Source organism: Parabacteroides sp. CH2-D42-20 (genome assembly GCF_003670185.1).
Taxonomy (GTDB): Bacteria; Bacteroidota; Bacteroidia; order Bacteroidales; family Tannerellaceae; genus Parabacteroides; species Parabacteroides distasonis.
Genome location: NZ_RAYG01000022.1, coordinates 1 through 11,487 on the forward strand (window position 1 = coordinate 1; position 11,487 = coordinate 11,487).

10 protein-coding genes are annotated in these 11,487 nt (G+C 48.0%); 4 read left to right on the plus strand and 6 right to left on the minus strand.

What is annotated here, in order from left to right:
- Positions 1-116: 116 nt before the first annotated feature.
- Genes cobC through cbiB form a run of 6 tightly spaced genes read right to left on the minus strand, consistent with a single transcriptional unit; the run spans position 117 to position 4,522 of the window.
- Positions 117-650 (minus strand): alpha-ribazole phosphatase, encoded by a 534-nt coding sequence (cobC, locus tag D7V92_RS13470; RefSeq protein WP_005855050.1) that lies wholly within the window; start codon positions 648-650, stop codon positions 117-119.
- A gap of 2 nt (positions 651-652) precedes the next feature.
- A complete protein-coding gene (locus tag D7V92_RS13475; RefSeq protein ID WP_121773077.1) occupies positions 653-1,402 on the minus strand; it encodes an adenosylcobinamide-GDP ribazoletransferase in 750 nt (249 codons plus the stop codon).
- Between the two features lies 1 nt (position 1,403).
- Positions 1,404-2,444 (minus strand): nicotinate-nucleotide--dimethylbenzimidazole phosphoribosyltransferase, encoded by a 1,041-nt coding sequence (gene cobT / locus D7V92_RS13480; protein ID WP_005865457.1) that lies wholly within the window; start codon positions 2,442-2,444, stop codon positions 1,404-1,406.
- Between the two features lie 30 nt (positions 2,445-2,474).
- A complete protein-coding gene (locus tag D7V92_RS13485) occupies positions 2,475-2,990 on the minus strand; it encodes a bifunctional adenosylcobinamide kinase/adenosylcobinamide-phosphate guanylyltransferase (RefSeq protein WP_008774497.1) in 516 nt (171 codons plus the stop codon).
- Complete coding sequence (locus D7V92_RS13490) at positions 2,983-3,552, minus strand: S4 domain-containing protein (protein WP_009276779.1); 570 nt, start codon at positions 3,550-3,552, stop codon at positions 2,983-2,985. Before D7V92_RS13490 ends, D7V92_RS13485 begins: the two co-directional genes overlap by 8 nt.
- A 10-nt stretch (positions 3,553-3,562) precedes the next feature.
- The gene (gene cbiB / locus D7V92_RS13495; protein ID WP_121773123.1) at positions 3,563-4,522 is read right to left on the minus strand and encodes an adenosylcobinamide-phosphate synthase CbiB; all 960 of its coding nucleotides are present in this window, start codon (positions 4,520-4,522) and stop codon (positions 3,563-3,565) included.
- Between the two features lie 381 nt (positions 4,523-4,903).
- On the opposite strand from cbiB, the gene D7V92_RS13505 reads away from it, so the two are divergent.
- From D7V92_RS13505 to D7V92_RS13520, 4 genes are all read left to right on the plus strand, one after another.
- Positions 4,904-5,458: an RNA polymerase sigma-70 factor gene (locus D7V92_RS13505; RefSeq protein ID WP_005865466.1), complete on the plus strand. Its 555-nt coding sequence runs from the start codon at positions 4,904-4,906 to the stop codon at positions 5,456-5,458.
- 61 nt (positions 5,459-5,519) lie between these two features.
- Positions 5,520-6,500, plus strand: coding sequence for a FecR family protein (locus D7V92_RS13510; protein ID WP_057329225.1), 981 nt, complete (start codon positions 5,520-5,522; stop codon positions 6,498-6,500).
- Positions 6,501-6,633: 133 nt separating this feature from the next.
- Positions 6,634-9,951: a TonB-dependent receptor gene (locus D7V92_RS13515; RefSeq protein ID WP_121773078.1), complete on the plus strand. Its 3,318-nt coding sequence runs from the start codon at positions 6,634-6,636 to the stop codon at positions 9,949-9,951.
- 12 nt (positions 9,952-9,963) lie between these two features.
- Complete coding sequence (locus tag D7V92_RS13520) at positions 9,964-11,484, plus strand: RagB/SusD family nutrient uptake outer membrane protein (RefSeq protein ID WP_121773079.1); 1,521 nt, start codon at positions 9,964-9,966, stop codon at positions 11,482-11,484.
- The last annotated feature ends 3 nt before the right edge of the window (positions 11,485-11,487 follow it).

The window sequence follows — 11,487 nt, forward strand, 5'->3', positions numbered from 1 at the left end:
CGTCTTAGGTGAAAGGAGTCAGTCGAAAGATTGGCTCCTTTTTTTGGTATATACACCAGCCGTTGTAGAGATGTGGCGTGCCGCATCTTATCCTTTCGAAATGTGCCGGATTTTGGTTAATCCAGCACTAATTTTACGATAGCCCCGTAAGAGGGTACGTTCTTAAAAGCGTCTTGCAAAGGATATTCGCCAGCGTAGACCCGGGCACAAGTCAATACCCCGCCATGCGCGAACAGGCATACCTTTTGCAGCCCGCTTTTGCGAAGCTCATTCAAGAAGTCGCTAACCCGGTCGTATTGATCTTGTAGGGATTCACCGTTTGGAGTCGGGTTATTAACCCAATCCTTAAACCAAGCCTCTGAGCGGGGATCGGAGGATAGCTCATTCCATGACTTCATTTCCCACTCCCCGAAATTCACCTCCTTGATACGGTCTTCTCTCTCCGCCTCCGGAAAGCCGCAATAATTAGCTAAGCGCACGCAGCGGGTAAGGGGACTTGTCCAAACCTTATCGAACGTATGATCGCTCAAGCCTTTTTTTACCTCTTCCGCCTCTTCCTCGAAGGTCGGTTTCAATGGAACATCGGTTTGCCCGTAGGCGTAGCCGGCGGGAACATCGACAGAGGTATGTCTGATTAAATAAATCTCCATAATTATATAGTTTGATAGATGATCACGAAACCCATATAGAAGCTTAACTCACAAAGAAGAAAAGTCGCTCCACAGCAGTCTCCCGTATATCCTTGTATCTTTCTCTTCATGAAAGAGGTGAGGAAGTACCAAGTGATAACCGGGAATATACCCGCTAGTAAGTAAACAGGTTGGGGAAGCCATAATAACGGTAAGAAAGCACAAATGATGCTAAATACATATTCTCGAGAGGTCATTCGGCTATATACGGTCTTGTTCTTGGCTTCCTCCTCTTTCCTTGCGTAAGGCAGGCGATTGATGATCATGCTGGAGACGCCTTTGCAAAAAGGATCTCCAGCCAGTATGGCACATCCCGCTAGCTCGATCGGGAGACTGCTTACTAGTAGGTAGAATAGTCCGAAGTAGAAAATCAGTCCGATTACCCCATAGCTACCTATATGCGAGTCTTTCATGATCACCAATATGCGTTCCCGGCTCGTGCCGCCGCCGAAACCATCGAAGAAATCCGCCAGCCCGTCCTCATGCAGGCAGCCGGTTATCAGCAATCGGGCAATCATGGCGCATAAGATCGCCACGGATGGCGGAAGAATCAAGGAGGTAGCGTACAATACCAATACCGACAAACCAGCCGTCAGCCAACCGACCAACGCCCAATGGCTCACGATATTCTTGAAACAGGCCGCCGGAACCTCCGCCAACCGCCAGAACGGTAACCGAGTAAAGAATATAAACGCAGCGAGTATCCGCAACATATCAGAAATATTTGGTGATTGCCGCTTGCTTGAAACTATGCATCTCGTTGATCATGCGAACGGCGGAGTCGAGTATCGGGTAAGCGCATACCGAGCCGGAACCTTCTCCCAGCCGTAGCCCTAGATCGAGCAATGCTTTCGCCCCCAAGAAATCCAGTACCCGTTTATGCCCGGCCTCGTCGCCGCAATGCCCGAATACGCAATACGATTGCATCTCCGGATATAAGCGGGAAGCCACCAATACGCAATTCGTCATGATAAAACCATCCACGAGGATAATCATCTTCAGTTCGGCGGCACGCAACATGCCTCCTACAGCCATAACCATCTCATACCCTCCGAAGTAGCGCATAACATCCAAGGCGCTTCCATCCCCTTTGTAATTCTCCAACGAGCGTTTCAGTACATTGTATTTATGCCGTACGCCTTCGCTGTCCAGTCCGCTACCGGCCCCCACACAGTCGATCAATGGGATTTGCGTGAGGCAAGTCATCCACATGCTGGAAGCCGCCGTATTCCCGATACCCATCTCTCCGAAACTGATCACGTTACAGCCTTCGTTGTAACAATCCGTCACGATATCGGCTCCGTATTGAAGGGCTTTCTCCATTTCCTCCACGGTCATGGCCGCCTCGTGAAGAAAGTTACGGGTTCCTCCCTTGCGTACCTTGCGGTCGATAAGTTGGGGGATAACGGGGAAATCGAAATCCACGCCGCCATCCACGATCTTCAACTCAAACCCATGCTGGCGGGCAAGGTAGCAAACTCCCGCTCCTCCGTTCAAGAAATTATGGATCACTTGGCGAGTTACCTCCTTGGGAGATTTGCTTACGCCCTCGTCGGCGATGCCGTGATCCGATGCATAGATTACGTTCACGGGATGACGCAAGACAGGCGATAAGGTTTGCTGGATCAATCCCACTTGCAGGGCGAGCGCCTCGAGCGTTCCCAATGAGCCTTTCGGCTTTGTCAGATTATCGATCTTGTCTTGTAAAGCGGCCTCCAGCCCTTTGTCCGGGGCCTCGATGTGAAATTGTATCATGATAGTAGTATTTTATATAAGTCGTTGTTCTTATTCCTTGATCTTGACGGGGATTCCGCTGACCATCAAGACAACCTCGTCCGCTTTAGAGGCGATATATTGGTTGAGCCAGCCTTGCATATCGGTAAATTTACGTTGCACCTCGTCTATCGGCACGCCTCCCATACCCAGCTCGTTCGTCACGAAGATCAAGTAGGCATCTTGCCGGGAGAGTTTATCGAACTCCGCTTTGAGGAGGGAGAGGGATAATTCCACGTCGCTTTGATTGTCGAAGAAGAAATTTGTCCCCCAAAGGGTTACGCAATCGATCACCACGACACGATCGGTAAGATCGTGACGACTTAGGTATTTTTCCTCCTCTATATTGGTCCACTCGGGTCCACGGTCTCGCTGGTGGCGTTCCACCCGCTTCCGGAACTCCTCGTCCCAGATGCGGGAGGTAGCTAGGTAAACCGGGTTGGGCGACAGCGATAAGGCGAGCCTCTGTGCGTATCCGCTCTTGCCGGACCGCTGTCCTCCAGTCACTAAGATCACTTTCTTACTCATCGCCTTCGTGATTCCTGTTTTTCCGGTGGGCGGCACGTTTAGCCTTGTTGATCGGATTGTTCTTGCTCGTCTTCCGAAGGGCGGCCGATTTCGGGTTGGCGGCGATCCGCTGCGCCACCGCCGATTTGCTCAGTGCCTTTCCGAACTTGGGGCGTAAGGCATCCCGCAATAACTTCTCCTCGTCGGTAAGCTTGGCGGTCTTGGATTTCCAGCCTCCCTCTTTCTGCGCCTTACGGGCGGCAGCGTATTTATTGAACTTTCCGAACTTCTCCATTTTAGCGCCTTCACGGCCTCCCTTGTTCTCGGGTTTCGCTTTCCGGAGCGTGCCGAGTAATTCTTTTTCTTGCTGCACCTCCTTTTTCTCCTCCTCTTGCAGGCGGATATATTTCTCTACGTTCAAGCGTTCACCGTCCACCAATACGACATCTTCCGCCGTGACCTTCTGGCCTACGTGCGGTTGCTTGCCGTTTACGGTTACCCGTTCCATCTCGATGAAATTGTCCGCTTCCCGGCGTGAGCAAACACCGGCTTCGCTTATCAGTTTGTTTAATCTAATTTCCATATTATTAATATTATATTATTAGTAAAATAAGGGTGACGATCACACCCATCACCAGTTCCGTATTACTATTCACTTGAATGGCGATACGCATATCCTCGGTCGTGAAAGGCCTTGCGTTCGTTCCGATATAAGGCTTCTCCACCGGTTTGCCGAAATAATCGTGCGTCCCCCCGAACTGGCAGTCCAAGACCGCCGCCAAGGCCGCTTCTGGATAACCGGAATTAGGGCTTGCATGTTCAGGGCCGAAACGCCGTACGAAATCCCTTTTCCCCCAATTATTGGAGACCAGCAATATCAAATAGGCCGTGAGGCGGGCCGGGATGTAATTGGCGATATCGTCGATTTGTGCCGCTATCCGTCCGAACTCAAGGTAACGATCATTCTTATAACCGATCATCGAGTCCAGCGTGTTCACCATCTTGTAAGCCATCATCCCCGGCAACCCCAGCAGGGCAAACCAAAACATCGGGGCGATCACGCCGTCGCTTAAGTTCTCGGACAAGGTCTCCAACGCCGCCGCCCGTATCTCTTGCGGCGACAGGTTCGAGGTATCCCTCCCAACGATCCGCGCCACTTGCCGCCGTCCTTCTTCCGTGCTGCGGTCCACGGCCTCGAACACCGCCTTCACTTCCTTAATAAGCGTCTTCCCGGATAGGCAATAAAATACGCCGACAGCCGTCAGCAACCCACTGAACTGCGGATGTATGATCCAAGCCCACGACAATATCCTCTCGCAGATTAAATACACGCCAAGGATAAGCACGACTGCCAGTATGCCGCCTTTTAGGACCCGCTCGGAGCCATTATTCAACTCTTTCTCTCCGGCGCTGATCGCTTTGCCAAACCATACGATAGGATGGGGCCAACCTTCCGGGTCTCCCAGCAACCGGTCGGATAACCAACCACCCAAAAAGGGCACGATCTTGAGTAAATTGATAGAATGATGTAACCAATACATATTGAATGTCATTGAAGGAACAAACTTAGACAAAAAAAAGAACATAAGGAAGCGGTAAGCGATTCTTCATCACACATTAGGCGAAAGAAACCTACATTTAAAGGATTTCGAGCGTAGACTTTCATCTTCTGTCATCTGTTGTATGATCATCCACCATCCGTTGCATGATCTTCTAACAGTTGGTGGATGATCATACAACGGATGGTAGAAGATGAATAGGTACGGAGAAAACGGCTAAAGGATGCCTTTAGAAGCCTTAAATCTTCGGGAAGGGAGGGCTTGATATACGGGGGATTTCTTTCAATTTTGTATTTATTAACAAGAAAAGCGTTCTTACGGCCGGTTATTATTACTTTATTTGCTCCCACCGTATCGTGAAAGGAGTTAATCGAGATGACAGATGAAAAATCCATTTTAGAACAATTTGCCGCTGGAAATCATACCGCTTTCCGGGAATTGTTCATGCGTTACCATCTGAAAGTCTATTATTTCGTGCTGGGACTCGTGAAGTCCGAGAGCGATGCCGAGGACTTGACCCAAGAGATTTTCCTAAAGCTTTGGACGCATCGGAGTCGTTTCACGGAAGTGAGGACGTTCGGTTCCTACCTCTATGTGCTGGCGAAGCATACGGCGTTCAATTATATCGAATCCCGCCGGGTGAATCTCGTGAGCTTGGAGAGAGCCGGGGAGGAAGACGGGGAACGAAGTGATACGCCTTACGAGGATTTAGTTGCCAAGGATTTACGGTTGCTAGTGGATATGATCGTGGAGACCATGCCGCCACAGCGGAAGATGATCTACCGGATGAGCCGCGACGAGGGTTTGTCGAACACAGAGATCGCCGAGAATCTACAACTCTCGAAAAAGACCGTGGAAAACCACTTGAACCTAGCGCTAAAGGAATTGCGGAACGCGGTATTGACTTTCCTTCTTGTTATGATGTGTTAATAGCTTGGGGGTAAAGCGGGAAAAGGAGGTCCTATAAACAAGATAAAATAGAAAAGCAGGAATGAGTCCTATAAAAAAGATATTAAAATACTTTTTCCATCATTCGTTCTCCGGGGAGATGGTGGATCGGGTACATCAGCGATTGGCGGAGCCGGGAGACGAGCGGGAAAAGGAAGAGGCTTTACGGGATATCTGGAATGAGATCGGTTTCCCGGAGGCGGATAAGCGGAGCGAGATGGCTTTCGCCCGGTTGGAGAATACATTGGGCGTGAGGCCCCGCCGCCGTCTGCGTATCCCGGCGTGGGTACGTATCGCCGCTATCTGGCTGATTCCTTTGTTGTCGTTGGGTGTTTCTTATTATCTATACAGGGATGCGCGGGATGTCAAGCAACTTGCTTTTATGGAACAGTTCGTACCTTCCGGCAAGCGGGAGCGGATCACCTTGCCCGATGGTAGCGAGGTTTGGTTGAATTCCGGTACCTTGCTGCTTTATCCTTCTGACTTTATTGGGGATAAGCGGGAGATCTATCTGGTGGGAGAGGGATATTTCAAGGTGCGAAAACGCCCCGAGCAGCCTTTCATCGTGCGGACGAAAGCGATGCGGGTACAGGTGCTGGGCACCGAGTTCAATTTATCCGCCTACCCGGACCAAGAGAAAATAACAACGACCTTGGAGGAAGGTTCCTTGAAGATCCTTCCCGATGATCCCTCGGTGGCTCCATGTATATTGAGGCCTAACGAGCAGCTTGTCTACATCCCTTCCCGGGGAAAGATGGACGTGCGGCAGGTGGTGGCCTCGGATTACTCGGATTGGAAAGAGGGAGGCTTGTTGTTTAACAACGACTCTTTCGAGGAAATCTTGAAAACCTTGGAACGTGTCTACAACGTGAAGGTGCATTTGCGTACTTCCGCTTATCATTCCAACCGACTTACGATCCATTTCAATAAGCATGAGTCGTTGGAGAACATCATGATGTTGGTCAAGGAGATGATACCCGGCTTGGAGTATCAGATCAAAGAGGATGGGATCTATATTGATTGAGTTAAGGAGATATTAGGCTTTTATAATTCGTTAACGTTTTTCCGTTGGGTGCGCTCCTCGTTTCCCTTGTCCTAATAGCGAGTACGTACTACAAAGGAGATATATAATGTTTAACTAAAAAATCTAATATCGCATGAACAGGAATAAATCTATACGTGTCGCTATTCTTTGCCTGAGCCTCGCTATGGCTGGGAGCTTGCCTATCGATGCGCAGAAAGTGACCTTCCATGAAGGTTCGATCTCATTGAAACAGGCGTTTGAGAAACTAGAGTCAAGCTCTGCTTATAAGATAGCTTATAATGATAGCCAATTGGACGTGTCGAGAAAGGTCTCGATGGATCAGAAAGACATGGAAGTATTGCAGGTCTTATCACAGCTGTTAAAGAATACGGGATACACGTATAAAATAAACGGGAATTATGTGATCATCGTGCCGGAAGAGGTCAAGACTGTCAAGGGGAAAAAGCAAGTATCGGGTGTGATTGTCGATACGAACGGCGATCCTGTGATCGGGGCGAACGTGGTGGAGAAAGGAACTACCAACGGTACGATTACCGATCTCGACGGAAAGTTTACGCTAGAGGTAAATGACAACTCTGTCCTTCAAGTTTCCTATATCGGCTATAATACGCAAGAGGTCTCGGCGAACGGAAAGACGAGTTTCTCTATCAAGCTGGGCGAGAATACACAGACATTGGATGAGGTGGTAGTCGTAGGTTATGGTACGATGAAGAAGAGCGACTTGACCGGATCGGTTACCAACGTAAAGGCGGAGAAGCTGTTGAGCAAGCCGGTGGTGAATGTTGGGCAGGCCTTGGCGGGAAAGGCTTCCGGTGTGGAGATCTTTGAGAATGGCGGTACGCCGGACGGGAAAGTACGGGTGCGTATCCGTGGTAATAACTCTATCAACTCATCGAATGAGCCTCTGTATGTGGTAGATGGCGTGATTGGCGTAAGCAATATCAATCTGTTGAATCCTAGTGAGATCGAATCCTTGGAGGTATTGAAGGATGCCTCCGCCACGGCTATCTATGGTGCTCGTGGAGCGAATGGCGTGATCATGATTACGACGAAACGAGGTATCAAGAACGAGAAAGCGCAGATCTCGTACGACGGTTATGTCTCTATCGGTAAAATGGCGAAGAAACTGGACTTGATGAACGCTTCCGAGTGGTGGCAGAATTACAATACCACGATGGATAACGGGCAGAAATATGATCCGGAAGGGTATGCGCAAGGCAAGTACAAGAAAGTGACGCCGGCGGATCTGCCGAATTTGTTCGATGCTAATGGTAACCCATTGTATGATACCGATTGGCAGGATGAGGCTTATCAAACGGCTATCAACCATAATCACCAAGTCAGCATCCGGGGCGGAGCCGATAAGACCTTATATAGCGTGCATTTGGGGTATATGCATAAGGATGCCTTGATGCGTAACGGTTTCCTAGACCGGTATAGCGGTAGGATCAACTTAGATTCCCAGCTTCGGGATTGGTTGAAAATGGGTGCCAATATGTCGTTCAATTATAATAAGGGAAACGATAATTACAAGAGTTATGGAGTAAAGCGTTTGGTACAGGAAGCTATTCCGTTGATTCCCGTAAAATATCCCGATGGCTCTTGGGGAAGCAACCGTGATTTCCCCGGTGCGGTACAGGATACACCTTCCCGGTATCTGGAAGAGATGGTGAACGAGACTTCCAATATCCAGACGATCGCCGACCTATATCTGGATTTCAAGATCACGGACGACTTGAACTTTAAGTCTACTTTCGCCGTAGATGCCAGTAATAGGAAACGTAATTATTATTCGGGTAAGGATCTGATCCAGTTCAGTAAGACGGCGGGAGGTATCGCTACAATAGCGACCTTGAAGGAATTGTATTGGCAGAGTGAGAATTATTTTAATTATAATAAGGAGTTCAATAAGAACAATCGTATGAATGTGATGCTTGGAGCAAGCTGGCAGCAACGGGCTGCCGAGAGCGTGGAAGCTACCTCGCAGAATTTCAGCGATGATTTTTACCAATGGCATAATCTGGGAGCGGGAACAGTGACGATACCGTCGAAATCGGATGATTATGCTTGGTCTATCAACTCTTATTTCGCACGTATCAATTATACCTTGAAAGACCGCTATCTATTTACGGCTACAGGCCGTTACGACGGATCGTCCAAATTCGGAAAGAATAATAAATATGCGTTCTTCCCCTCTTTCGCCTTTGCGTGGAGAGCCTCGGAGGAAAGCTTTTTGAAAAGTGTTCATTGGCTGAATAATCTAAAGGTACGTACCAGTATCGGCGAGACCGGAAACCAGGAGATCGGCAATTATGCTTTCTTCCAGAATTTAGGATCGGAGAATGCGATTTTTGGAGATAATTATTATACGGCTTTATATCGTAGTACATTTGGTAATCCAGACTTGAAATGGGAGAAGACCTTGCAATGGGATGCCGGTGTCGATGTAAGCGTATTGAATCAGCGTATCGATTTGTCTTTGGATTATTATTATAAAAAGACGAGTGATCTGTTATTGAATGCCCCGATCCCGGGAACTTCCGGATTGAATACGATCATGCGAAATATCGGCTCTGTGCAGAACCAAGGCTTTGAATTGACATTAAATACGCATAATATACAGACTGACAATTTTAATTGGATGTCTACGGTATTGTTTAGCGTGAATCGCAATAAAATCCTGAGCTTGGGCGAAAATGATGAGGATATCTATCCTGCTCCGCGTCATCCGCAAGGGGATATGCTGATCCTGCGTGTCGGTGAACCTGTTGGTTCGCTATGGGGATTGCGTCGTCTGGGAACTTGGGGTGAGGACGAGGCCGCTGAAGCGGCTAAATACAACCGCCTCCCGGGAGACGTGAAGTATGAGGACTTGAATGGCGACGGGAAGATCAATAGCGAGGATAATACGATTATCGGCTGTACCTCCCCGGACTGGACCATGACGATCTCTAATACGTTCCTTTATAAGAACTTCGATTTCTCGTTCGATCTCCGCTTCGTGTTCGGGAATGATGTCGTGAATTGCGCTACTCATAACGCCGAGGATCGGTCGGGTGTAGCGAATGGCTTCAAGTCGAATTTGAACGCTTGGACTCCGCAAAACCAGCATACGATGGTTGCCCAGCGTCGTCCGATGAAATCGTACTATGATTCTTATCCGGATTCACATTGGATGCAGAACGGTTCTTTCGTTCGGGGGCAGAACTTCGTCTTGGGATATACTTTCAGCAAGAGTTTGCTCCAAAAGATAAGGTTACAGGATTTGAGAATCTACGCGAGTGCTCAGAACTTGTTCTGTATCACGAAGTACAAAGGCTATGATCCGGAGGTTACGACCTATGAGGATGCTGCTTTCGGACAAGGTATCGACGACTTCAGCGAGCCTAAGGCACGTACTTTTACTTTTGGTTTAAATGTTAAATTCTAATGCGATTGAGTTATGAAAATAAATAAAATCTATATCGTCTCATTATGTGCGTTATTCTTGTCTTCTTGTAATAATTTCTTGGACGAGCAGCCTACCGGTACGATGACTACCGATTCAAAGTTGACAAGTAAGGAGTCCGCTTTGGCCTTGACGAATTCGGCTTATTTGAAGAATACGGTCTTTAATAAGATGACCCCGGGCTGGGGATGTAATACGATCTTATTGCTCGAATATATGACAGGCAAAGCTACTTCCGAGAATTCCCAAGCGAATTATAAGGACTTTCAGGATCTACTGGTGAGTGATCGTTCTTTGTATATCGAGAACTGGTGGCAAGATTGTTATGCCGGTATCGCGAACTGTAACCTCGCGCTTCAAAAACTCGGGGAGTTCGAGAATCTGGATGCTTCCTTGATTAATGGCTATATGGCTGAGGTGAAGTTTATGAGGGCTTTGTATTATTTCTATTTAGTACGTATCTTTGGTGATGTCCCTAAGATTACGACCGTACAGTCGGAGTTGGGAGAGCTGCAAGTATCTCGTGCCCCGGTAAAGGAAATCTATGATGAGATCATTATTCCGGATTTGTTGGAGGCCGAACAATCGGATCTGGCTTTTAGCGATCATACAGGGCGTGTCTCGATGGGAGCGGTGAAAGCGCTTCTTGCGGATGTCTATCTTACGTATGCCGGTTATCCTTTGCAAGGAGGTAAATCTTATTACGCGGAATCGGCTAAACGTTCATTGGAGGTTATAAAATCAAATGAGTATACGCTCTTCACGGATTATGAGAGCCTACGGCTTCCGTCGCAGAATAATAAGGGAGAGTTTATTTATCAAGTTCAGTTCTCCTTGAACAAGCGGCATAACGAGTCGGTACGTATCTTTTTACCTTCTCGTTCCGGCATTTCCGCCTACGATTTGGAATATGGTAGCCTGATCCCTACCAAGGAATTCGTAGAAAGTTTTGAAAAAGGGGATAAGCGTACGGAAGAGAAGCAATATTTCTTTACGAACTACAAGGGGCATCCGAGTAAGTTCTCTCCGGGAGCGGCAGAGTTGGAGTTTATGGATTTGAATGGCTATTATATCTATAAGTTTTTTGATCAAGTAGCTGTTGATAATACGGCGAAGTCGGACTTGAACTGGAGTGTATATCGTTACACGGATGTATTATTAATGTATGCGGAAGCGCAAGTGAATGCGGATGGTACTCCGAACCAGCAATCCATCGATATCGTGAACCAAATACGAGGAAGGGCCGGATTAGCACCGTTCAGGCAGACCAACGCAAGCGCATTCTTGGAGGAAGTCTGGGACCAACGTTACTTTGACCTATGTTATGAGAATAAGATGTGGTTTGATATGCTACGCACCCGTAAGATCCGGGATGATAAATCCGGGGAATATGTGGACTTTATCGGCTATAAGACGAATTGGGGTAAGGTGTATACGGAAACCCAGCTATTGTTCCCGATTCCATTAAGCGAACGGCAGGCGAATCCGAACCTGGCTCAGAATCAAGGTTATTAACGA